Origin of the sequence: Microbacterium esteraromaticum (assembly GCF_017303215.1) — a bacterium.
Taxonomy (GTDB): Bacteria; Actinomycetota; Actinomycetes; order Actinomycetales; family Microbacteriaceae; genus Microbacterium; species Microbacterium esteraromaticum_C.
The window spans coordinates 1,483,483-1,507,583 of record NZ_JAEMWU010000001.1; the positions used below are offsets into that span (position 1 = coordinate 1,483,483).

Here is a 24,101-nt window from a genome sequence, read left to right on the forward strand (position 1 = left end):
GAAGGGCGGTGGCCCTCCTGAGCATTTCTATCGGTAGCTCACGGGCGATACAACGGCTTCTCAAAGATGCCGCCTACGGCGCGCTCAGTCCGTGGGCTCCAGCTGCGCAACGATCGCGCGGTGGTCGCTGCCACCGGCATCCGAGAGCACGATCGACCCGGACGCCCGCCACGTCTCACTGGCCATGATGTGGTCGATCGGCGCCCCGGCCAGACGGGGCAGGTCTGCGGGCCAGGTGCCGACCATGCCGTTGCCGGTGTCGATCGCCGCATCGCGGCAGTGCCCCATGGTGCCGTCATGCATGCCGAGCGCGGCCATATGGTCGACTGTGGCGTTGAAATCGCCCGCGAGGATGAAGTCGCCCTCGGGGCACTGGTCGGCGATCCAGGCGAGATCCGATCGCCACTGGTCCATCGCTGCGAGACGAGGGGCGATCGCGTGCACCGCGACGATCGTCGGGCCCTCGCCGTCGACGGGCATCGCGACGGCACTTGGCACGGATCCGGTGTTGCTCGTACCGTCCGTCGAGGACTCGATCACCGAGTAGTCGCCCAGCTCGGCCGAGATGAGGATCGTCGTCTGCCACGCCTGCGGCCCGTCAGGAACATCGGGATGGATGTTGACGTGGTGCACCCACATCGGATTGCCCGACTCGCGCATCATGAGCGCGATCTGCTCACCGACCTCTTCCGACGTCTCGGGGAGGGTGACGACGTCGATCTGCTGCTCCTCGATCACCCCGGCGATCGTCTCGGCCGAAACCGCAGCGCCGGCGGTGTTCCACGTGAGCACGCGCAGGCTGGCATCCGACTTCGCGGGGAGGGCATCGTCGCCGAAACCTCGCACCGCACCCACGATTCCGTTGGCCCCGGCGCCCAGCAACGCGATGATCAGGATTGATGCTGCGAAGCCGCGCAGCGGCCTGGCGAGCATCAGCAGCAGCGCCAGCACGGCGACGACGAGGAACGCAGCTATCAGCACGGGGCGCGCGGCAATGACCTGCGCGATCGGGAACGTCGTCTCGAGCCGGAAGAACTGCGGCCACACGAGTATCGCCGTCGCGATCGCGAACAGCACCGAGATGAGGATTCCGACCGTGCGTAGCATCGGACGAAAGCCTAGGGGAATCGGCTGTGTCCGCCCTGGCGGTACGCTCAGAGGATGACGTCGGATGCTGCGTTCCGCTTCTCGGGGCCGAGTGACCTGCATCTGCATTCGAACCACTCCGATGGCACCGAATCACCTGCGGAGGTCGTGCGCCAGGCACATGCCCACGGGGTGCGCACCTTCGCGCTCACCGACCACGATCGCACCACCGGTTGGGGCGAGGCGGCCGCCGCAGCCGCAGCGCTGCGCATGACCTTCCTGCCCGGCATGGAGTTCTCTGCCAAGCACGAGTGGCGCAGTGTGCATGTGCTCGGCTACCTGTTCGATCCGACCGATCCGGCGTTGACGGCCGAGACGGCGCGGATCCGCGACGACCGGGTGGGCCGGGCCGAACGCATTGTGCGCAACATCTCGCGGGACTACGAACTGGTCTGGGAAGACGTGCTCGCGCACACCACCGCGGATGCCACGGTCGGCCGCCCGCACATCGCCGACGCGCTGATCACCCGCGGGTTCGTCCGTGACCGCACCGAGGCGTTCGAGAGCATCCTGCACCCGCGCAGCGGGTACTACGAGCCGCACTACGCTCCTGACCCACTGACAGCAGTGCGGTTGATCACGCGCGCCGGCGGAGTTGCGATCATCGCGCACCCCGCCACGGCGGGACGCGATCGGATGCTACCGGTGAGCTACCTCGAACGGCTCATCGCCGAGGGGCTGGCCGGATTCGAGATCGATCATCGTGAGAACACTGCGGCAGGCAAGCGGACGTTGCGCGACCTCGCCGTGCGACACGACCTGATCGTCACCGGCTCCAGTGATTATCACGGTCTGACGGGCAAGCCGAACCGTCCCGGCGAGAACACGACCACGGACGAGATGGTGTCGCGTCTCATCGACCGCGCGACGGGGATTGCACCGCAGTACCCCTGAGCGAGCGCTGCGGACGGAGGGCAGTCCAGCGAACGGTCGGGTTGTTCCCGGGGGCCGCTCGGGTGGTGCCGCTAGCGTCCGAACCATGCAATGGGGAACCGCGCTCGAGCAGCGCATCGACGCGATCGCCGATCGGATGCTGCAGGATGCGGCCGCCCGTGGAGCGCGCGTCGCCGCGATCGAGTTCATCGTCTTCGTGCTCAAGCAGGCGTGGGCGTGCATCTTCGGTGCGGCGCTGCTCGTGGCGCTCATCGCGGCGCGACTGCTCTATCCGGATGACGCCGTACTCGCGCGGAACGATGCGCTGACCCTCGCGGCAGTGCTCATCCAGGTTGCGATGCTGGTGTTCGGGCTGGAGACCGTGCGAGAACTGCGGGTGATCGTGCTGTTCCACATCACGGGGACGGTGATGGAACTGTTCAAGACGGATGTCGGGTCGTGGGCCTATGCGGCCGAAGGAGTCCTTCGCATCGGTGGCGTGCCCCTCTTCAGCGGTTTCATGTACGCGGCTGTGGGGTCGTACATGGTGCGGGTGTACCGGCTGTTCGACCTGCGCTTCTCTCGCTACCCCCGTCGGTGGCTGACTGCGATCGTGGCCGCGGCGATCTATGTCAACTTCTTCACGCATCACTTCTGGTGGGATGCCCGATGGGTGCTGTTCGGCGCGGTTGTCGTGCTGTGGGGCGGCACCGTGATGCACGCGCGGATTCGTGTGCGCATCGTACGTCTGCCGCTGTTGCTCGTGTTCGCGGGCGTCGCCCTGTTCCTCTGGGCGGCCGAGAACATCGGCACGTGGGCCGGAGCATGGGTGTACCCGGATCAGGTCGCCGGATGGCAGCTCGTCTCGCTCAGCAAGATGGGCTCGTGGTTCCTGTTGATGATCATCTCGGTGGTGCTGGTCGCATGGGTGTATCCACCGCGCGCGCCGATGGCGTCGTCCCCGGAAGCGATCGAGGCCCCTCCTGTTCAGCAGGAGAGGCCTCGATGACGATCTGGTGTCAGGCACCGCTCGGAGCGGCACCCCCGCTACGGCGACGACGGCGGCGGCGCTGCGGGGCCGGTTTGCCGTCGCGGTGCTCTGAGGTCGCGTCACCGTCGTGCGTGCCCGCACCCTCGGCGTCGCGGTCGGTCGCGTGGGTGCCCGTCGACGGAGCGGATGCCTGAGCCTCTGCCCCCTCGGCGCCCTCGACGAACGTGGCACCGACCTGCTCGGCAGGCGAGCTGCGGCGCCGGCGCCGACGGCGGCGCGTGGTGCCCTCGTCGGTGCCCTCAGCGGCAGCATCCGCCGCCTTCTGCGGCTGACGCTGCTTGCGCTGCGCCGGCTTCTCGGCCTTCGGAGCCGTCCGCAGGCGCCCCTTCGTGCCCTCGGGGATGTCGAGGTCGGTGTACAGGTGCGGGCTCGACGAGTACGTCTCGACGGGCTCGGGCTGGCCGAACTCAAGCGCACGGTTGATCAAGGCCCACTTGTGCAGGTCTTCCCAGTCGACGAAGGTGACCGCGATGCCCGTGCGGCCCGCGCGGCCGGTGCGGCCGGCACGGTGCAGGTACGTCTTCTCCTCATCGGGGATGGTGTGGTTGATCACGTGCGTGATGTCGTCGACGTCGATACCGCGCGCGGCGACATCGGTGGCGACGAGAACATCGCGCTTGCCCGCCTTGAAGGCGGCCATGGAGCGCTCACGCTGCTCCTGGCCCATGTCGCCGTGCACCCCGCCGACATTGAAGCCGCGGTCGCTCAGCTCGTCGACGAGCTTCTGCGCCGCGCGCTTGGTGCGGGTGAAGATCACGGCCTTGCCGCGTCCCTCGGCCTGCAGGATGCGGGCGATGACCTCGTCCTTGTCGAGCGAGTGCGCCCGGTAGACGATGTGCTTGATGTTCGCCTGCGTCAGCCCCTCGTCGGGGTCGTTGGCGCGGATGTGGATCGGGTTGGTCATGAACCGGCGCGCGAGTGCGACGATCGGTCCGGGCATCGTGGCCGAGAACAGCTGCGTGTGACGCACCGGCGGCACCTTCGAGAAGATCTTCTCGATGTCGGCGAGGAAGCCCAGGTCAAGCATCTTGTCGGCCTCGTCGAGCACGACCTCGGTCGCGTTCGACAGGTCGAGCAGACGCTGGTTGGCCAGGTCGATCAGACGACCCGGGGTGCCGACGACGATCTGCGCGCCGGCCTTGAGCTGGTCGATCTGGCCCTCGTACGCCTTGCCGCCGTAGATCGCGACGACGCTCGTCGAGCGGTTCGAGGTCAGCAGGTCCATGTCTTCGTAGACCTGCACCGCCAGCTCGCGGGTGGGTACGACGATCAGAGCCTTGACGCCCGGCTCGGGGTTCTCGCCGAGGCGCTGCACCACGGGGATGCCGAAGCCGAAGGTCTTGCCGGTGCCGGTCTTGGCCTGGCCGATGATGTCCTGGCCCGGAAGGCCGAGGGGGATGGTCTGCTCCTGGATGGGGAACGCGTCGGCGATGCCCTTCGAGGCGAGTGCGTCGACGATGTCCTGATCAATTCCCAGATCAGCGAATGAGGTCACGGTATGTCATTGCCTGTCCGGCGCCCGGGCGGCGGTTGTCGTGCCAGCGGCGCCTCGTTACGGATCCACGCCGTCAAATGCTGCCACAGGCGCGGGGCCCTGCTCCGATGGCAGGACGCGACCAGCCTACCGGAGGGGGAGTCGGAAGCCCGAGAAAACCTGTGGTGCCCGGCCCGTGGCGGGCTGCCAGAATGCGGGGTGCGGTGGGCGAGGGCCCTGCCCGGTAACCTGATCACGTGGTCAACTGGTTCTGGAAGCGTAAACCGGCCCGGCGCACCCTGACGTTGCGCAGCAAGGGCGAGGGCAGTGGCGCGACCCGCGTCGACTTCGCCGAGCTCGCCCCTGAGCTGAACCGCTTCCTCGGACAGGCCGCCTACCTGCAGCTGGGGTACTTCGAGACGCTCACCCGTGGCATCCGCGGAACTCACGAGCTCGCCCGCAAAGAGGCCCTGTCTCGCGCCGCGGGTGCGGCGCTCGACAAGCACCGCGGCATCGTGGCGATCATCTCGGACCTGGGCGACGACCCCACCGAGGTCATGCTGCCCTTTCGTGAGAACCTCGACGCGTTTCGCCGCAAGACCATCGGCGTGCATCAGGAAGAGACGCTGCTGGCCGTGTATCTGACCGCCGGCATGCTCGACGATTTCTATCTCGCCCTCGCCTCGAGCTACGGCGAGACGGGGGAGCGCGTCGCCGCGATCCTGCGCGAGGACGATGGCGGCAGTGAGATCGTGTCGATCATCCAGCAGACGATCGAGAGCGACGATGAATGGCGTTCACTGCTGTCGATGTGGGGGCGTCGCCTGGTCGGTGACACGTTGCTCGTGTGCCGAGGTGCGCTGCGTCCTGGACGCCTCGAAGCGGACGACACACGTATCGAGCCGGTGTACACCGAGCTGATGGGTGCGCACGCGCGGCGGATGGACGCCATGGGGCTCGCTTCGTAGCATCCGACTTCCGCGCTTTGGTCGCGGGGGATTCCGCTGTCTCTGTCTGCGTGGGAAATCTCAGACGAGTCGCGGTGCGCGCGGCGTGTCGTTGGGCGACACGCCGCAGGCGACGCGCTCGGTCTGGGATTTCCGACACTGCGGACGCGTGACGGATGCCGGAAGCGCGGGGCGGATGCCCGGTGCCGGTCTCAGATGCCGAGTGCCTGCTTCTGCGCTCGGTCGTGGTGCGCGCGCTGCGCGCTGATACCGGCCGTCGCGAGGCCGGCGAGCAGCAGACCTCCGCCGATGCTCGCCACCCACAGCCAGACGTTGCCCTCGCCGATGCCCGCCCACTGCATGATCGTGTAGATCGCGGCGGCCGCTGCCGTCGCGACAGCGGGCGTGACCGTGATGCCGCGCAGGTCTCGGCGCGGCATCAGGAAGTGCAGAGCGACGCCGAGCGCGCACGCGGCGATGAGCGCCAGCAGGATGTACATGTCAGGCGACGAAACCGACCCGGCGCGACTCTTCGCTGCCGAGCTCGACGTACGCGAGGTTCGCGGTGGGCACGATGTACGAGCTGCCCTTGGCGTCGGCGAAGCTGAGGTGGCTCGCGTTCTGCTCGAGCGCCTCGGTCACCTGCTTGCGCACCTCGTCGGCGCTGCTGCTGGTCTCGAAGCTGAGCTCACGGCCGGTGTTGACGATGCCGATGCGGATTTCCACGCGATCTCCTGACGTTCTGCGAACATCGGCAACTCTACCGGCTGGCGCCGCGGGGCAGGCGGCGTCAGACGGTGCGTTCGCCAGGGGCGCACAGCGCTCGGTGGTGTGCGCCGGGGGAGTGTCGGCACGCGCCGATAGCGTGGATCTCATGACACAGGATGCTGCGCAGCGGGCCCTCGTCGACGCGCCGGCGGCGACCTCCGGGGTGGTCATCGGCGCACCGGGCACGGGCAAGACGACGGCTCTCGTCGACCGTGTCGTGCACCTGCTCGACTCGGGGCTGCGCCCCGAACAGATGCTGGTTCTGACCCCGAGCAGGCAGGCGGCGACGGTGCTGCGCGACCGCATCGGCGTGCGCATCGATCAGGCGACGCCGGGGCCGCTGGCGCGGTCGCTCGCCTCGTTCGCCTTTCAGATCGTGCGTGGTGTCACGGTGCACCGCGGCGACGACCCGCCGGCGCTGCTGACCGGCGCCGATCAGGACCGCATCTTCGCCGACCTGCTCGCGGGCGACGCCGAGGACGGCCTCCGGGAATGGCCCGAGGCGCTGAGCCCCGGCGTGCGCGCATCGAAGGCGTTCCGTTCCGAGCTGCGCGCGTTCCTGGCCGAATGCACTGAACTGGCCGTCGAACCCGGCGAGCTGGAGCGTTCGGGGCGCGCGACCTGGCAGGCCGCCGCCGACTTCCTCGACGAGTATCGCGACGTCATGGGGGGCATGCGCGTCGCGCACCGTGACATTCCCGAACTGCTCGGTGAGGCCACCGGCATCCTGCACACGGCGGATGCTGCCTCGCTCGGCCCGCTCGCGCAGCTTCGCGTCGTGCTGATCGACGATGCCCAGGAACTCACCCGCGGCGGCATCCGCCTGGTGCGTGCGTTGCGTGCGCGTGAGATCGCGGTGCTCGCATTCGGAGACCCCGATATCTCGTCCGGTGCGTTCCGTGGGGCGAGCCCGCAGCTGTTCGCCGACCTCGCGCAGGCGCTGGGCGAGGTGTTCGTGCTCGACCGGGCGCATCGTCAGAGCCCGGAGCTGACCGCGCTCACCCGTACCATCACGCAGGCGATCGGTGTGGCGGGCCGGGTGGATCACCGGCGTCCTCCCGAGGCAACGGAACCGGTTGTCGGGCATCGCACCGCCGGCGTGCGCACACTGATCGCGCCGTCGCCGTACGAAGAGGTCGATCGCATCGCCGCGACCTTGCGCGAGTGGCATCTGACGGACGGCATCCCGTGGAGCGGGATCGCCGTGATCGCACACGATACGCGGCAGATCGTCATGCTCGAAGCAGAGCTCGCCGCACGCGAGGTGCCCACCAGAGCCGCCGGTGTGCCGCGTCCCCTCGGAAGCGAGCGGATCGTGCGCGAGATCACCGAGGTGGTGCGGCTCGGTCTCACGGCGCCCGAGGACCGCGAGGCCGATCTGCTCGCCGAACTGCTCACCTCGCCGTTCGGCGGTCTCGACGCGGTGGGTCTGCGGCGGCTGCGCGCACGGTTGCGGCATGTCGAACTCGAAGACGGGGGATCAACACCCGCCCGCGAGCTGCTGCGCGAAGCGATGCAGTTCCCGGTTGCGTTCGACCGCGTCGATGCGGCCGATGCGCGCGTCGCCCAACGGTTCGCGCATACCCTCGCCCAGGTGCATGAGGCGGCGACGGCCGGTGCGACGGTGCACGAGCTGCTCTGGACGGTTTGGGACCGCGCCCGCACGATCGGCGGAACACCGTTGCAGAGCGCCTGGCGTGCCGCCGCTGAACAGCCCGGCGGAGCCGAGGTGGCGCGGTCGCTCGACAGTCTCGTCGCCCTGTTCGCCGCGGCCAAGCGCTTCGTCGAGCGCACGCCGCACGAGAAGGCCGCACTCTTCATCCGGGACATCCTCGACAGTGAGGTTCCCGAAGACACCCTGTCCACCCCCGAGCGGCCCGGGCTGGTCACGCTGATGACACCCGCGACCGCGCTGGGCGCCGAGTTCGAGGCCGTCGTCGTGGCGGGGGTGCAGGACGGCATCTGGCCCAACGTTCGGCTGCGTGGCGGAATGCTCGAGACGTGGCGGCTCGCCGAGGCCATCACGGCTGCGCGGGACGGCCTGCCCGAGGAGGTACCCGGGATTCTCGATCGGCGGCGCGCTGCACTGCACGACGAGCTGCGATTGTTCGTGCGCGCCGTATCGCGGGCACGCACGCGCCTGGTCGTGACGGCGGTGGATGACGACGACATGTCGCCGAGCCCGTTCTTCTCGTTCCTGCCGCCGGCGCCGCCCGCCGAGCACGACGAGGAGCGCTACGCGCACCCGCTGACGTTGCGCGGCCTCGTCGCCCGCCATCGTCGTGCGCTGAGCACGACCGACGACCCCGCCGACCTCGCGCACGCTGCCGGACAACTGCGGGTCCTCGCCGAGTCCGGAGTTCCCGGAGCCGCTCCCGACGAGTGGTACGGGCTCACTCCGCCGTCCACCACGGCGCCGCTGCGCGACCTCGACGCGGCACCGGTGCGCGTGTCGCCCTCACGTCTGGAGGCATTCGAGGAATGCGGATTGAACTGGGTGATCTCGTCGCTCGGGGGCGACACCGTCGCCCCGCCCTCTGCCGGCATCGGAACGATCGTGCACGAGGCGATGGAGAAGGTGCCCGATGGCGCGCTCGACGCCATGCGGGCCATCGTTGACGAGCACTGGCCCGAACTCGACTTCGAGACCGCGTGGATCGGACGCAAGGAACGTCGCCGCGCCGACCTCTACGTCGAGCGCGTGCACGACTACGTCGGCGAGGTCGCTCGCGACGGGGGGCGGGTCGTCGGCGCCGAGGCGCGGTTCCGATTCACCGTCGATCTCGAGACGGCGCAGGCGCAGGCGCTTCCCACCGAACCTGCTGCGGATGCTACGGCGACGACGCCCGGTGGAGCGGATGCGACGGTCATCGTCGAGCGTCCGCGTGCGCTGGTCAGCGGCGTGATCGACCGCGTGGAGGTCTACCCGGTGGACGGCGGCGAGCATGCTCCTGCGCGGGGGCAGAAATGGCAGCGGATGGGTGATGGTGACGGAGAGCAACGGGTGATCGTGGTCGACCTCAAGACGGGCAAGTACGAACCCGACACGGAAGCCAATGTGCTCGAGCACGCGCAACTGGCGGCCTATCAGGTCGCGGTGCAGGAGGGGCTGCTCGACGACGCGCCAGCCGAGGCTCTGGCCGGAGCCCGGCTGGTGATCGTATCGAAGACGGTGGGCAAGGCGAACTACCGGGTCGCCCATCAGCACACCCTGGATGACGACGCACGGGCAGCGTTTCTGCGCCGCGTCGCGGATGCCGGTCGCGGAATGGCCGCCAGCAGCTTCACCGCCCAGGTCGAGACGCACTGCGCTGACACCCAGGTGCGCGTCACACCGTGTCACATCCACACCGTGCCGGCGGTGAGCGCGTGAGCGCCGCGTGGGCGCGGCCGTCCGAGATCTCGGCCGAGCACATCGCCCTCGCGCTCGGGCTGCCCGTCCCCACCGAGGCACAACAGTGCGTCATCCATGCGCCGCCCGCGCCCGCGCTCGTGGTCGCCGGTGCCGGCAGCGGAAAGACCGAGACGATGTCCGGGCGCGTGGTGTGGCTGGTCGCGAACGGCCACGTGCGTCCGGACGAGGTGCTGGGCCTGACCTTCACCCGCAAAGCGGCCGGTGAGCTCGCCGAGCGCATCGGCCTCCGACTGGAGATGATCGATCATTTCGGTCGTCGTGGCCTCTTGCCGCACCTGCCCGAGATCGTGCGCACCGACGCCCTGCGCCGGGTGCACGACGCGGCAGCGGGAGCACAGCGCGATACGGTGCGCACACAGGTGCTCGATGACCTGGCCGAGCGCTTCGACACCGGCTGGGATCCGCGCACAGCACGCACGGCCGAGGACCTGCTCGTCAGACCACGCGTGTCGACGTACAACGCCTTCGCCGACAGCATCGTGCGCGAGCACGCCGCGCGGATCGGCCGTGACCCCGAGGCAGCGATGCTGAGCCAATCGGCATCCTGGCTGATCGCCCGAGCGGTCGTGCTGCGCGCCGACCTGCCGGGACTGGAAGAGATCGAACGGTCGCTCGGTTCCCTCATCGACGCCGTGCAGAAGCTCGCCGCGGACGTTCTCGATCACCGCGCCGACCTCGACGAGATCGAGCGCATCACGACGGCGCAGGCCGCCGCCTTCGAGCCGTACCGCACGAACCGCGACGTCGAGACCGCCGCGGTCAACCTGCTGGGGATGCCGGTGCTGGTGCGTCTGGTGCGCGACTACATCGCCGAGAAGCACCGCCGGGGCGTGCTCGATTTCGCCGATCAGGTCGGCGGCGCCTTCGACATCGTCGAGACGGCCCCCGATGTGCGTTCCGAACTGCGCGAGCAGCATCGTGTGGTGCTCCTCGACGAATACCAGGACACGTCGGTGATTCAGACGCGCTTCCTCGCGGCGCTCTTCCGCGACAGCGCCGTGATGGCGGTCGGCGACCCGCACCAGTCGATCTACGGCTGGCGCGGAGCGAGCGCCGACAACCTGTACGCGTTCGGACGCTCGTTCGCGCACGAGCAGTCGGCCACGACGTACAGCCTGATGACGAGCTGGCGCAATGACACCCGCATCCTCGACGTCGCCAACCGTGTGCTCGAACCGCTGCAGCGCGAGGGACTAGACGTTCCCGCGCTCGAACCGCGCCCCGGTGCGGGTGCGGGGCGGGTCGAGGTGCTCTTTCCGCACACCGTCGACGATGAGGCGGAGTGTGTGGCCGAGTGGTTCGGACAGCGGCGCGCGGCGCACGCCGCGTCCGGAGCCGATCGTGCCCACACCGGAGCCATCCTGTTCCGTTCGAAGCGGCACATGCAGACGTTCGCCGGAGCGCTGTCGCGCCACAGTATCCCGCACCGAATCCTCGGGCTCGGCGGGCTGCTGTCGACCCCCGAGGTCGTCGATGTCGTGTCGATGCTGCGCGTCATCCATGACCCGACCGCAGGATCGGCACTGATCCGACTGCTGGTGGGTCCGCGGTTCGCGATCGGCGTCGCCGACATGGCCGCCCTCTACGACCTCGCCGATGTGCTCGCCGGGCGCGACGCCTCGCTCTCGCCGCTCTCGGACGAGGTGCGAGAGCGGCTGCGCTCATCGCGCGGTGCCGACGAGGCCGTGTCGATCGTCGACGCCGTCGACTTCGTGCGCGGCACGCCCGACGACTATCGCGTGCTCGAAGGGATCAGCCCACAGGGGCGAAGCCGGCTGCGCGAGGCCGGTGAGATCCTCGAACGGCTGCGGCGTTCGGCGGGCCTGCCGATTCCCGAGCTGATCCGCCTGATCGAGCTCGAGCTGCGCCTGGACATCGAGCTGGCGGCGAACGAATCCCGCGGCCCTGCACGTGTGGCCGCCACGCAGCTGCGCGCGTTCGCCGATGAGGTGCGCGCGTTCCTCAGCGCCGACGACCGCGGCACGATCGGCAGCCTGCTGGCGTGGCTCGCCAAGGCCGAGAGCACCGACGAGCTCATGCCGCGCCCCGAGCCGCCCGAGCCGGGCGTCGTGCAGTTGCTGACCATCCATGGTTCGAAGGGACTGGAATGGGACGCCGTCGCGGTGGCGCGTCTCGTCGAGGACGAACTGCCCGGTCGCGCTCAAGACACCGCGGGCTGGTTCGGCTTCGGGGTCGTGCCGTTCGCTCTGCGTGGCGATCGCGATGCGCTTCCGGTGTTCCACTGGGATCCACAGGCCGAGATGGACGCGGCGGGTGATACGCCGGCCAAGCGTCACAAAGCGGCGCTTGATGCGCTCGCCGCGGGCGTTACCAAGGCCTACCCGCAGGGCGGGGCACTGCGACGCTTCAAGAACGCCTATCGCCAGTATCAGCAGCAGGAGGAACGGCGACTCGCCTATGTGGCGGTCACCCGCGCGCGGCAGGACCTGCTGCTCACCGGCGCGCACTGGGCCGGGCAGACCAAACCGCGCGTGCCCAGCCCGTTCCTGCGTGAGGCGATCGAGGTGCTCGGCCTCGACGACATCGCACCGGTCGATCCCGAGGAGAACCCTTATGACGGGCCGGGGTTGACCCGGAGCTGGCCGATGGATGCCCTGGGCGACCGTCGCTCCCGGGTAGCGCACGCCGAGCAGCACGCCCGCGCGGCCTATTCGTCGGAGGTCGTCGTCACGCCGTCCGCCCAGTTGGAGCGTCTCCTCGCCGAGCGAGCGGAGCGGTTGGTGGGAACAGCCGAGGAAGCGCCGGTGCGCGTGCCGGCGTCACGGTTCAAGGACTGGGTCACCGACTACCGGGGCACGCTGCGCGATCTCGGGCGTCCGATGCCCGAGCGTCCGTACACGCAGACCCGTATCGGCACGCTGTTTCACGCCTGGGTCGAACAGCGCTCAGGACTGGTCGGGGCGCATTCCGATCCCGAAGGGGCGCTGTGGGAGATCGACGCCGACGCTCCGGACACGTCCGCGCCCTTCGGTGAGATGGTCGCCGAGGGGGCCTCTGACGACGAGCGCGCGTTGGCGCAACTGCGCGAGACGTTCGAACGCAGCGAATGGGCCGGGCTGCAGCCGATCGCCGTCGAGATCGAGATCGACTTCGCTTTCGGCGGCGCCACCGACGCTCGGGGCCACATCGTGATCTGCAAACTCGACGCGGTGTACCGCCGCGAGGACCGCGGCGGACGCATCGAGATCGTCGACTGGAAGACCGGACGCGCACCGCGCAACGCCGAGGAACGCGAAGAGCGGATGCTGCAGCTCGCCCTCTACCGTCTCGCCTACCACCGCCGTTTCGGCGTGCCGTTGGAAGAGATCGACGTGGCGCTCTACTACGTCGCCGATGACCTCGTCATCCGCGGGGAGCGCGTCTACTCGGAACCCGAGTTGGTCCAGCGCTGGAGCGCCGCGCGCGCCGCACGCTGAGCCTCCTCCGCGGAGTCCATGTCGCTGTGCTCGGACTCGTCGCTGTGCTCGGTTTTACCCTGGTCGGCGTCTGCGTGCTCGCCGTCTCCGTGGCGTACGGCAGTGGGCTCGCCCGCGGCATCCGATGCTGTCGTCTCGGGGGAGTCGATGTCCGCTTCGGCCAGGCGCGCGGCGCCGGTGAGGTCCTGCGTCGGCTCCTCCCACGACGGCCGATCGGCTGAAGAGTCTTCCGCCGCGGCGTTCTCGTCCTCGGCAGCATCCGCATCCTCGTCGCCGGCATCGGTGTGCCATACGAGGTCTTCCGGGCGGTACGCGTCGGTCTGCATCGAGGTGTCGACCGACGCGGCCACCGTCTCGGGTACCTGATCCAGCACATCGAGTGCAGAATCCACACCACCGGTGTAGGTGGCGACCACGCGCAGGTCGTCGTTCCGCAGACCGTCGGAGAGCGACTCCAGCAGCGCGGCGGCGTCCTCGACGATCTCCGGACGGCGAAGCTCGGCACCGTGCACGAGCCACCGGGCAAAGCCCAGCTCGGCATGCAGGCGGGCCCGCACCCGCAACGCGTCGTCGATCGCCCGCGTTGATGCGGCCGTGTAGGCGTCGTGCACGTCGGCGCTGGCCTCGGGAGCGCCCGAGAGCCACCCGAGGTCCTCGGCCGGATCGCCGACGGCCAAGCCGCGCCAGCCCAGCACTCCGATGACTCGCGGGCCCGCGTCCGGATCGTCCTCGAACAGGAACGACTGCGCCTGCATTCCGCCCAGCACCACGGTCGTCTCGAAGCGCCACAGGTCGTCATCGGCGGCGGCATCGCGCCAGCGCGTGGTCAACCGCCCAGGGACCCGACCCGTGGCCGCGGCACGATCGATCATCTGCTGCACCTCGGTACGCACGGTCGTCGCATCGTGCATCGCGAGTCCCGCAGCGCGCACCACCGATTCGGGCAGGGCGTGCACCGCGGCGATCGTCTCACCGATCGACACCGCAGCACCGGGCCCCGCCGGAATCAACGGTGCATCGATCTGGAAGCCCGGCATCAGATCGGTCACCTGTGCCCGCGCCTCGCCGACGCGCGTCTCACCGACGTGCGTCGGCGCCCGGAACGGCAGCATCTCGCGGGCGCCCGCGGTGAGCGCCCGCAGCGCGAGCGCCTCCTCGGCGAGCTCCAGCGCGGCCGCGTCGTCCTCTGCGACACGGATCACCAGCTCGCGTCCGTCGGCGAGCGTCGCCACCGCGGAATCGAACCTTCCGTCACCGTCCGAGGTCAGCGCGCGGGCGCCGACGACCTCAGCGCCCGGCAGAGCCGCGGTGACCGCCGCCACTAGAGTGAAAGGAGAGCGTGCCATGTTCTCCAGGGTAGGTCTGCAGCCTCGCCGGTGTGCTCGCGCCACGCCCGCGCCGCGGGATAACCGGGCGGGTCGTGCCCCGCACAGGCGATCGGCGGCACCCGGGGAGCGAACCGTGAACACGGACGCAACGAGAACATGCACGAAGAAACACTGCACGACAACACCAGGGGGAACGCATGATCGCATCGGAAGCCCTCCTCGACAGGGCCGCTGATCTGCGTACTGAGCCAGGCGTCATCGAACGTCTGATCGCCGAACAGGGCACACGTGTGATCGTGGTCAGACAGGCGCGGTTGCGCATCGCCGACGGAACGCTGTTGCGCGTCGACGCCAACACCGTCGGCGACGCTGAGTGGGCACTGCTCGGGCGCGAGGCAGATGGAACCGCCCTGCTCTTGGCATCCGTCCCGCCCCGTACCGACTCGATCGATGCCGCGCCCGACGAAACCTGGCTGGGGCTCCGTGATGTCGGCGGCGACCTGACGCCGTACGACGCCGATGTGTTCGTCACCGCGATCGCGCTCGCCGCGTGGTTGGCCGACGCACGCCACTGCCCTTCGTGCGGCACTCGCCTCACCCTGACCCAGGCCGGCTGGGCGCGCTGGTGTGACCAGTGCCGGCGCGAGCACTTTCCGCGCACCGACCCCGCCGTGATCGTCGCGATCGAGAGCCCCGACGGCGAGCGACTGCTGTTGGGCGCCAACGTCAACTGGCGCGGTCGGATGTACTCCTGCTTCGCAGGCTTCGTCGAGGCCGGAGAGTCGCTGGAGAGCGCGGTGCACCGCGAGATCGAAGAAGAAGCCGGCGTTCGGCTCAGCCAGTTGCACTACATCGGTTCGCAGCCGTGGCCGTATCCGCGGTCGCTGATGATCGGATTCCGTGCCGTCGCCGCTGACGAGAGCGCGGTCGCCGACGGTGACGAGATCGTTGACGTGCGCTGGCTCACACGCGATGAGATCGGTAGCGCGCTCGCCGGTGAGGGACCTGTGGGACTTCCCGGCGAAGCCTCGATTGCGCGGCGGCTGATCTCCGACTGGTACGCCCGTCCGCGTCCCACCGGCGGCACGATGGCGGGGTGCGCGCAGTGAGCGTGCTCGACGCTTTGGATGACCGACAACGCGAGGCCGCTGCGATGCTGCGCGGTCCCGTCGCCGTCCTCGCCGGTGCCGGCACGGGTAAGACGCGAGTGATCACGCACCGCATCGCGCACGGCGTCGACACCGGCGCCTACTCACCCTCACGCGTGATGGCGGTCACGTTCACGGCCAAGGCTGCGGGTGAGTTGCGCGGTCGACTGCGCGCGCTGGGCGTTGCGGGCGTCGCCGCCCGAACGTTCCACGCCGCCGCCCTCCGCCAGCTGAACTTCTTCTGGCCGACCATCACCGGCGACCCCGCCCCGAGCATCATCGACAACAAGGTGCGGATGCTGGGGCAGGCCGCCGATGCAATGCGGTTGCGCCCCAGCACGGCGACGCTGCGCGATATCGCGAGCGAGATCGAATGGCGCAAGGTCTCGATGCTCACGATCGAGCAGTACGCCGAACTCGAACGGCCGATCTCGGGCATCCGCCCCGAGCAGCTCGTCGAATTGCAGGCCGCGTACGAGCAGCTCAAGGACGACCGTCGACAACTCGACTTCGAGGATGTGCTGCTGGCATGTGCGGGCATGCTCGAGAGTGAGCCGCGGGTCGCCGCCGCCGTCCACGAGCAGTACCGGCATTTCACCGTGGACGAGTTCCAGGACGTCTCGCCGCTGCAGAACCGGCTGCTGGAGCTGTGGCTGGGGGATCGCCGCGATATCTGCGTCGTCGGCGACGCGAGCCAGACGATCTACTCGTTCGCGGGCGCGCAGCAGCGCTATCTGCTGGAGTTCGACCGGCGCTATCCCGATGCCACCGTCGTGCGCCTGGAGACGAACTACCGTTCCCAAGCCCCGATCCTCGATGCGGCCAACGCACTGATGCGGGGGCGTCCCGGTGCACTGGCTCTGGTGCCCCGCGCCGCGGGTATCGGCAGCGAGACGCCGACCCTCACCGCCTACGACAGCGAGCGCGAAGAGGCAGACGGAATCGCCGACGCGATCATCAAGCGCATCGGCACCGGCGCATCACCGGCCGACATCGCGGTGCTCTACCGCGCGCACTCCCAGTCGGCGGTGCTGCAGCAGGCGCTCGCCGCGCGCGGCATCGCGACCAGCGTGCTCGGCGGCACCCGCTTCTTCGACATGCCCGAGGTACGTCAATCACTGCTGGCATTGCGGGGAGCGGCTGTTGCGCCGACGGACACCGGATTCCTGCCGACCGTGCGAGACGTGCTGCGCGGCCTCGGCCTGACCGAGGAACCACCCGCGGCCGGTGGGGCGCAACGCGACGGCTGGGAGGCGCGCCGCGCGATCCTGCGTCTGGCTGAGGAGGCACCCGTCGGCACGACCCTGCGGGCCTTCGCCGACGACCTGATGGCGCGCGCCCAGGATCAGCACGAACCGGTGCTGCACACCGTGACGTTGTCGACGTTGCACGCAGCCAAGGGACTGGAATGGCCGCATGTGCTGCTAGCCGGCTGGGCTGAGGGCGCGCTGCCGATCTCGTACGCCTCGACATTCGAGCAGGTCGACGAGGAACGCCGGCTCGCCTATGTCGGCATCACGCGGGCCGCGCGAACGCTGGCGGTGTCGTGGTCGCGCTCGGCAGGTCGAGGGGAACGGCCTCCATCGCGCTTTCTGGCCGAGATCGGAACGACGTCTCGCGGCACCGGCATTCTTCGTGATACCGCACCGAGCGCCAGGCGTTCCGTCCGTCAGGCTCGCCCCGCACCATCAACCCCGCCCCCGGCGTAGGTGTGCGCAGCAGTCGGGTGACCAGCGCGGCGGCGTGCGCGATGCGCGCCGTGCCGATGTCTGCCGACCGGCCGACCAGCTGCGCGTGCAGAGCCGGCCACGCGGCATCCCGATCGCGTTCATGTGCGTCACGGCATGAGAGGCAGGGTGTGCGCCCCGGAACGACGAGCGGACCGACCACGGTCGCCCGTTGCTCGAACGCGACCGGCAGGTGCGGAACGTCATCGCGCAGATAGGGCGCCAACTGCAGTGCGGCGGACGCACCGCCGATCACGACGACCGACACCGCGTCGCCGGCGCCCCGCGGGGCGAGCTCGATCCCCTCATCGACGAGCGCCTGCTGCATGCGCCAGGGCACTCGGCCGTCGGCGATGTTCACCTCGTCGATCCACACCGGGGGAGCGGTGGGCGATTCGCGCTCGAGCACAGGACGCAGAGTCTCCAGCATCCGCCGTGCCGCGAGGCGCGGGGCGCCGACGCCGTGCGCGACGACGTCGAACGAGCCGGCGCGGATGCCCGTCACCAGCTTCTGCAGCAGCGGCTCGACCCAGGGCTCGTCGACCGCCACCTGCACGGCGCCCTCCATGCCGAACTGCCCCTCCAACCCGAACTGCACGGTGCTCTCATCGCGCCACAGCAGGGGGTGGCGCGGGTCCAGACGGGTGAGCGGTTGCGGGGTCAGGCGACTCATGCCACCGATTCTCACCGTGTACCGCAGCGCCTGGGGCGAGTTCCGCGGATCTGTGGATGGATTCCGGTTGGCGTCGACCTGGGGACAACCGGCGGTCAGACCGGGCGGTCGCCCTCGGGGCGCTCGTCACCGGAATCGCCCGAGCCACCACGACCGGGGCTATCGTCGCTGAAGTCCTCGCCGTCGAGCAGGCGCGCGAGTGCTTCGTCGAGTTCGTCGGCGGCAGGCGCCTCGCCGCGTTGCATCGCCTCGAGCCGGGCGATCAGCGCCGTCGGATCATCGATATCCGAGGACTGCGGCATGATGTCGGGGTAGTCCCACAGCGCGTCGCGAGCCGCGATGCCGACGGCGTCGGTCACAGCGCGCCACATGGCAGAGGCCTCGCGCAGGCGTCGCGGACGCAGCTTGAGTCCCACGAGTGCGCCCAGGGCGTCCTCGGCCGGGCCGCCGACGGCACGGCGACGCCGTGCGGCCTCACCGAGACGAGCGCCGTCGGGCAGTCGGGCGATGGCTTGCTCGGTGACCACATCGACCCAGCCGTCGATCGTCGCGATGAGGTTCTCCAGGCGCGTGAGCGCTTCACGCTGCGCCTCGGACTGCGCCGGCAGCAGCGCACCGCCCTCGATGGCTGCGCGGAGCTCTTCGGGGTTGGACGGGTCCAGGCGCGACGCGACGTCTTCGAGGGCGTCGATGTCGACGGTCACGCCACGCGCGAAGTCGGTGATCTGCGACAGCACGTGCAGGTGCAGCCACTTGGCGTGGCGGTACAGACGCGCGTATGCCAGTTCGCGCACGGCCAGGTAGAGGGCGATCTGGTCTTCGGGGATCTCCAGCCCTTCACCGAAGGCGGCGATGTTCTGGGGGATCACGGCGGCGGTGCCGGCCGGAAGCACCGGGATCCCGACGTCACCGCCTGAGACGACCTCGAGCGAGAGGCGTCCGAGCACCTGACCGAACTGGGCGGCGAACAGCGAACCGCCGAGACCGCGCATCAGTTGCCCTGCGCCCTGCACCATGCCCTGCATCTCTTCGGGCACCTGGGTCTCGAGAGCGCCCGTGAGGGCATCCGCGATCGAGGTCGAGACGGGGGCCGCGATCTCTTTCCAGACCGGCAAGGTGCGCTCCACCCACTCGCCGCGGGTCATCGCCTGCGGCGCGGAAGCCAGTTCCGAGATCGTGGTCGACTCGCTCAGCCAGAGGTTCGCCAGGCCGAAAGCCTCGACCAGCGACGATCGCGAGCCATCGGTGATGCCCAGGCCGTCGCGGTTGGCGATGTGCAACGCCTGGCGCTCGGCGTTCTGCCAGGGGTCGCCGCCGAACATGCCCTGCATCTGCGACATGAAGCCGGCCATCTGCGCCGGGTCGAACTGCATGCCGCCAGGGCCACCCATACTCGACAGTGCGTCGCGCAGTGCCTCGGGGTCGACCTGGCCGCCCGACATCATGCGTCGGAGCATTTCTTCGAAGTCCGACGGATCCTGATCGTCCTGTGCCATGCGGATAGCCCTTTCAGCATGCCCGTAGCGTGTGCGTTCTACGCTAGTCACACGATCCTGTGCTCGGACCCAAAGGCCCCGGATCCCTGTACGCCGCTCGCGAACGCCCGGAGGTCTCGTGTCATCACGCCGCAACAACGGCACCATTACCGGTGTCGTGGCACTGAGTGTCGCGCTGGTCGCCCTCGTAGGACTGACGTTCATGCCGACCCAGTACGTGATTCAGCGCCCCGGCCCGATCTACGACACCCTCGGCACGGCGCTGAACGCCGACGGCGAGGAGGTGCCGTTGATCGAGGTCGAGGGTGCCCGTACCTATCCCACCGCCGGAACGCTCGACCTCACCACTCTGCAGGTGGTCGGTAACCGCGAGCGCACGCCCACCTGGTTCGAGCTCGCGATCGCGTGGTTCGATCCGTCGCGCGCGGTCGTCCCTCTCGATTCCGTCTTCCCCGCGGGCGTCACGACCGAGCAGCGCGATGCGCGCAACGCCGATCTGATGGTCGATTCGCAACACGAGGCGACGGCGGCAGCGCTGATCGAGCTCGGTTATGACGTCGGCGCCGAGGTCAAAGTGGTCGAGGCGCTCGTGGACACCCCCTCCGAGGGAGTGCTCGCACCGGGTGACACGATCGTCTCGGTCGACGGGATCGACGTGGACTCCGCCAGCGTGCTGCGCGACAGGATCCAGCAGGGCGAGGGCGACGCGGTCGACCTCGTCGTCGACCGCGCCGGCGAGCAGTTCGAGCTCTCACTCACGCCCGACGAGACGACGGATGCCGCAGGTGACACCTTCTGGCTGATCGGCGTCTCGTTGACGACCGAGTATGACTTTCCGGTGGACGTTCACCTGCAGCTCGACAACGTCGGTGGGCCCAGTGCCGGCATGATGTTCGCGCTCGGGATCATCGACACGATGACTCCGGGCAATCTCAATGGCGGAGAGAACGTGGCGGGTACCGGCACGATCGACGCCACGGGCACAGTGGGGCCGATCGGCGGCATCCGACAGAAGATGCACGGGGCGCGCGACGGCGGCGCCACCGTCTTCCTCGCGCCGGCGAGCAACTGCGACGAGGTCGTCGGGCATGTGCCCGCGGGACTCGACGTGTACAGTACCGACTCGCTGGAGCAGTCGCTGGAGATCCTGGAAGTCGTCGCCGAGGGCGATGACACGGCGCAACTGGCGACCTGCACACCCTGAGGGCGTCCGCGCTGAGCGTACTCGCGGCCACAGCATAGGGGCGCCTCATAGGATGGGACGGTGACCACCACCTCAGCGCCCCAGCCGGCCACACCAAGCACCTCCCGAAGAATCCTCGTGATCTCGGTGGCAGTGATCGCCGCCCTCATCGCGGGGTTCTTCGTGTTCGCCTCCCTATACACCGAATACCTGTGGTTCGATCAGCTCGACTTCGCGTCGGTTCTGACGACGCAGTGGCTCGCCACGGCGACCATGTTCGTCATCGGGTTCCTCGGGATGGCGGTGCCGATCTTCCTGTGCATCCAGCTCGCGTACCGGCTTCGCCCGGTATACGTGCGGCTGAGCTCGCAGCTCGATCGCTACCAGGAGGTGATCGAGCCGCTGCGCCGCCTGGCGATGTGGGGACTGCCGATCTTCTTCGGTGTGTTCGCCGGCTTCGCCGCCGCGGGCAACTGGGAGACGGTGTGGCTCTGGGCGAATGGTGTCTCGACCGGCGCTGTCGACCCCGAGTTCGGCGTCGACACCGGCTTCTACCTGTTCGCAATGCCGTTCTACTCGATGCTGCTCGCGTTCGTCTCGGCGGTGCTGCTGCTGAGCCTGGTGATCACGGCTCTGGTGTCGTACCTGTACGGCTCGGTGCAGATCGGTCAGCGTGAGCTGCGCATCTCGAAGCCGGCGCGCATTCAGCTCGCCGTGCTCGCGGGGCTGTACCTGCTGGTGCAGGCGGTGAGTCTGTGGCTCGACCGCTACCTGACGCTCGTGCAGCCCGAGGGGCGCATCACCGGTGCGGCATACACCGGCGTGAATGCCACCATTCCCGGTCTCGCCGTGCTGTCGATCATTGCCGCCGTCGTCGCGGTGCTGTTCTTCGTGACTGCGATCATCGGACGCTGGCGCTTTCCGCTGGTGGGTACGGCGCTGCTGGTGGTCGCGTCGCTCGTCGTCGGCGTCGGCTACCCGTGGGTAGTCACGACCTTCCAGGTCGCGCCGAACGAGAACGCCTACCAGGCCGAGTTCTACGAGCGCAACATCAACAGCACCAAGGCCGCATACGGCGTCGATGACATGGAGGTCATGCCGTTCAAGGCCACGACCGACACCGAGCCCGGTCAGCTGCGCGCCGACGCCGAGACGACGGCATCGGTTCGCATCATGGACCCGGCCGTGATCAGCCCCACGGTGCGACAGCTCGAGCAGTACCGCTCGTACTACCAGTTCGCCCCCGAGCTCGATGTCGATCGCTACGAGATCGACGGCGAGATGCAGGACACCGTGGTGTCGGTGCGAGACCTCGACATGACCCGCCTCGGTGGCGGTGACAGCTGGAACAACCGTGCCGCGGTGTACACCCACGGCTACGGCCTGGTCGCGATGGCCGGAAACCAGCGCACCGACGATGGCGAGCCGGTGTTCCTCGAGCGCGGCATCCCGACGCAGGGTGTGCTGACCGAGATTCAGGACTACGAGCCCCGCGTGTACTTCGGCGAGTCCTCGCCCGAGTACTCCATCGTGGGTGCGCCCGAGGACGCCGACCCGGTCGAGATCGACTTCCCGCGTGGCCAGGACGGCGCCAGCGACACGAAGACGACCTTCGATGGCGACGGTGGCCCGCAGATCGGCAGCACCTTCCGCAAGCTGCTGTACGCGATGAAGTTCCAGTCCGAGCAGATCCTGTTCTCGAACCTCGTCAACGAGGAATCGCAGATCCTCTACGACCGCGACCCGCGCGAGCGCGTGCAGAAGGTCGCGCCGTACCTGAAGCTCGACCAGGATCCGTACCCCAGTGTGGTCGATGGGCGGATCGTCTGGATCGTCGACGGTTTCACCACGAGTGCGACGTACCCGTATTCGACGACGGTCAGCCTGCAGGATGCCATCGCCGACTCGCGCACGCCGGCATCCGTCGTCGCGTTCGACAACATCAACTACATCCGCAACTCGGTCAAGGCGACCGTCGACGCGTATGACGGTTCGGTGACGCTGTACGCGTGGGATGAAGAGGACCCGATCCTGGAGGCGTGGACAAAGATCTACCCGACCACGGTCGAGCCGATCAGTGAGATGTCCGGCGAGCTGATGAGCCACGTGCGCTACCCGACCGACCTGTTCAAGGTGCAGCGCGAGATTCTCGGCGTCTACCACATCGACAACGCCAACGCCTTCGCTCAGGAGGTCAACCGTTGGCAGACGCCCGACGACCCGCGTGCGAAGGACCGTCTGCAGCCGCCGTACTACCTGTCGATGCAGATGCCGGGCCAGGACGAGCCCAGCTTCTCGATGTTCTCGACGTTCATCCCGGCCGCGCAGCAGGGTGAGAGCCGGGAGGTGCTGATGGGCTACCTCGCGGTCGACTCGGATGCCGGGTCGGAAGCGGGTGTGAAGTCCGACAGTTACGGCACACTGCGAATGCTGGAGATCGATGCGGCCACCACGGTGCCCGGCCCCGGCCAGGTGCAGAACACGTTCGACTCCGACACCCAGATCGCCGATCAGCTCAACGTGCTGACGCTCGGTAACTCCGAGGTGAAGTACGGCAACCTGCTGACGTTGCCAGTCGGTGGCGGTCTGCTCTATGTGCAGCCGGTGTTCGTGCAATCGTCCGAGGGGACGAAGCTGCCGAACCTGCGCAAGATCCTGGTCGCGTTCGGTGACCGGGTCGCGTTCGAGGACACGCTGACCGAGGCGCTCGATGCCCTGTTCGGTGGTGACGCCGGCGCCACCGGTGGTGATGAGGACGTGCTTCCGGCCGATCCGGATGCCCCGACCGAGCCGACCGAGCCCGCCGACCCGGACGAGGGCAGCACGCCCGCGCCGCCGTCGGACGCCATGGCCGCGGCCCTGGAAGATGCACGCAACGCGCTCACGGCGCGCGAAGCCGCTCTCAAGGCCGGCGACCTGGAGCAGTTCGGTATCGAGGACAAGAAGCTGACCGCTGCGATCGAGCGACTGCTCGCTCTGGAGGAGCAGGCTCAGCAGTAGCATCCGCTGTGTGAGAGAGGTGGGCGTCCCTGACGGGGCGTCCACCTCTTTTGCGTGGGGCGCGGTTACGCCCCGCGCGGCACAACGTCGGACTTCTGCGCAATCTCGGATGCCCGAGCCGGAGGCGTCCGAAGTTGTGCAGATCTCCGAGGATGCATCGCGAGACCCCTGGCGAATCAGCGCCGCACGCCGCAGAATGAGGGCACGGAGGTGGTCAGGATGCAGGTGGCAGTCGGATCGCGGATCGTGATCCACGGTGCACATGTGGGAGATGCCGAGCGGCACGGCGAAGTGCTGGAGGTGCGGGGCGACGACGGGGGAGCCCCGTTCCTCATCCGATTTGACGACGGCAGCGAGACGCTGCTGTTCCCGGGGCCGGATCTTCAGATCGAACACCGCGGCGACACGCCCGGCGGAGGCTGAGCGGCCCGCTCG

Annotated in this window: 16 protein-coding genes; 10 read left to right on the forward strand and 6 right to left on the reverse strand. The window is 68.8% G+C overall.

The features are described from left to right. Positions 1-84: 84 nt before the first annotated feature. The gene (locus JF543_RS06740; RefSeq protein ID WP_179411335.1) at positions 85-1,107 is read right to left on the reverse strand and encodes an endonuclease/exonuclease/phosphatase family protein; all 1,023 of its coding nucleotides are present in this window, start codon (positions 1,105-1,107) and stop codon (positions 85-87) included. A gap of 54 nt (positions 1,108-1,161) precedes the next feature. Here JF543_RS06740 and JF543_RS06745 point away from each other — a divergent pair, with 54 nt between their 5' ends. Next, the gene (locus tag JF543_RS06745) at positions 1,162-2,040 is read left to right on the forward strand and encodes a PHP domain-containing protein (RefSeq protein WP_179411334.1); all 879 of its coding nucleotides are present in this window, start codon (positions 1,162-1,164) and stop codon (positions 2,038-2,040) included. Between the two features lie 85 nt (positions 2,041-2,125). Continuing rightward, positions 2,126-3,028 (forward strand): DUF817 domain-containing protein, encoded by a 903-nt coding sequence (locus JF543_RS06750; RefSeq protein ID WP_206823391.1) that lies wholly within the window; start codon positions 2,126-2,128, stop codon positions 3,026-3,028. Between the two features lie 10 nt (positions 3,029-3,038). On the opposite strand, the gene JF543_RS06755 is transcribed toward JF543_RS06750, so the two are convergent. Then, complete coding sequence (locus JF543_RS06755) at positions 3,039-4,565, reverse strand: DEAD/DEAH box helicase (RefSeq protein ID WP_179411332.1); 1,527 nt, start codon at positions 4,563-4,565, stop codon at positions 3,039-3,041. A gap of 236 nt (positions 4,566-4,801) precedes the next feature. Between JF543_RS06755 and JF543_RS06760 the strand changes: the two genes are divergently transcribed. Further along, positions 4,802-5,512 carry a ferritin-like fold-containing protein gene (locus tag JF543_RS06760; RefSeq protein ID WP_179411331.1) on the forward strand — a complete coding sequence of 237 codons (711 nt, stop codon included), beginning with the start codon at positions 4,802-4,804 and terminating at the stop codon, positions 5,510-5,512. A 191-nt stretch (positions 5,513-5,703) separates the two neighbouring features. Here the strand turns inward: JF543_RS06760 and JF543_RS06765 are convergent, their stop codons facing one another. Further along, the gene (locus JF543_RS06765) at positions 5,704-5,991 is read right to left on the reverse strand and encodes a hypothetical protein (RefSeq protein ID WP_206823393.1); all 288 of its coding nucleotides are present in this window, start codon (positions 5,989-5,991) and stop codon (positions 5,704-5,706) included. A 1-nt stretch (position 5,992) separates the two neighbouring features. Beyond that, positions 5,993-6,217: a DUF3107 domain-containing protein gene (locus JF543_RS06770; protein WP_179411329.1), complete on the reverse strand. Its 225-nt coding sequence runs from the start codon at positions 6,215-6,217 to the stop codon at positions 5,993-5,995. Positions 6,218-6,365: 148 nt separating this feature from the next. On the opposite strand from JF543_RS06770, the gene JF543_RS06775 reads away from it, so the two are divergent. Then, complete coding sequence (locus JF543_RS06775; protein WP_206823395.1) at positions 6,366-9,632, forward strand: ATP-dependent helicase; 3,267 nt, start codon at positions 6,366-6,368, stop codon at positions 9,630-9,632. Continuing rightward, positions 9,596-13,111, forward strand: coding sequence for a UvrD-helicase domain-containing protein (locus tag JF543_RS06780; RefSeq protein ID WP_431522693.1), 3,516 nt, complete (start codon positions 9,596-9,598; stop codon positions 13,109-13,111). The genes JF543_RS06775 and JF543_RS06780 overlap by 37 nt, the downstream gene beginning before the upstream one ends. Here the strand turns inward: JF543_RS06780 and JF543_RS06785 are convergent. After that, a complete protein-coding gene (locus tag JF543_RS06785) occupies positions 13,057-14,457 on the reverse strand; it encodes a phosphotransferase (RefSeq protein ID WP_206823397.1) in 1,401 nt (466 codons plus the stop codon). The two genes, JF543_RS06780 and JF543_RS06785, sit on opposite strands and share 55 nt — an antisense overlap. Positions 14,458-14,636: 179 nt before the next feature. Between JF543_RS06785 and nudC the strand changes: the two genes are divergently transcribed. Together nudC and JF543_RS06795 are read left to right on the forward strand one after the other, a co-directional pair. After that, positions 14,637-15,548 (forward strand): NAD(+) diphosphatase, encoded by a 912-nt coding sequence (gene nudC / locus JF543_RS06790; RefSeq protein WP_206823400.1) that lies wholly within the window; start codon positions 14,637-14,639, stop codon positions 15,546-15,548. Beyond that, positions 15,545-17,296, forward strand: a complete 1,752-nt coding sequence (locus JF543_RS06795) for an ATP-dependent helicase (protein ID WP_179411915.1) — start codon at positions 15,545-15,547, stop codon at positions 17,294-17,296. The genes nudC and JF543_RS06795 overlap by 4 nt, the downstream gene beginning before the upstream one ends. 786 nt (positions 17,297-18,082) lie before the next feature. Here the strand turns inward: JF543_RS06795 and JF543_RS06800 are convergent. Beyond that, entirely contained in the window at positions 18,083-19,483 is a 1,401-nt protein-coding gene (locus JF543_RS06800) for a zinc-dependent metalloprotease (RefSeq protein WP_179411325.1), read from the reverse strand. Between the two features lie 118 nt (positions 19,484-19,601). Between JF543_RS06800 and JF543_RS06805 the strand changes: the two genes are divergently transcribed. From JF543_RS06805 to JF543_RS06815, 3 genes are all read left to right on the forward strand, one after another. Next, on the forward strand, positions 19,602-20,687 hold the full coding sequence (locus JF543_RS06805) for a YlbL family protein (protein ID WP_347401115.1): 1,086 nt from the start codon (positions 19,602-19,604) through the stop codon (positions 20,685-20,687). Positions 20,688-20,747: 60 nt separating this feature from the next. Continuing rightward, on the forward strand, positions 20,748-23,666 hold the full coding sequence (locus tag JF543_RS06810) for a UPF0182 family protein (RefSeq protein ID WP_206823403.1): 2,919 nt from the start codon (positions 20,748-20,750) through the stop codon (positions 23,664-23,666). A 219-nt stretch (positions 23,667-23,885) separates the two neighbouring features. Continuing rightward, a complete protein-coding gene (locus JF543_RS06815; protein WP_179411323.1) occupies positions 23,886-24,089 on the forward strand; it encodes a DUF1918 domain-containing protein in 204 nt (67 codons plus the stop codon). The last annotated feature ends 12 nt before the right edge of the window (positions 24,090-24,101 follow it).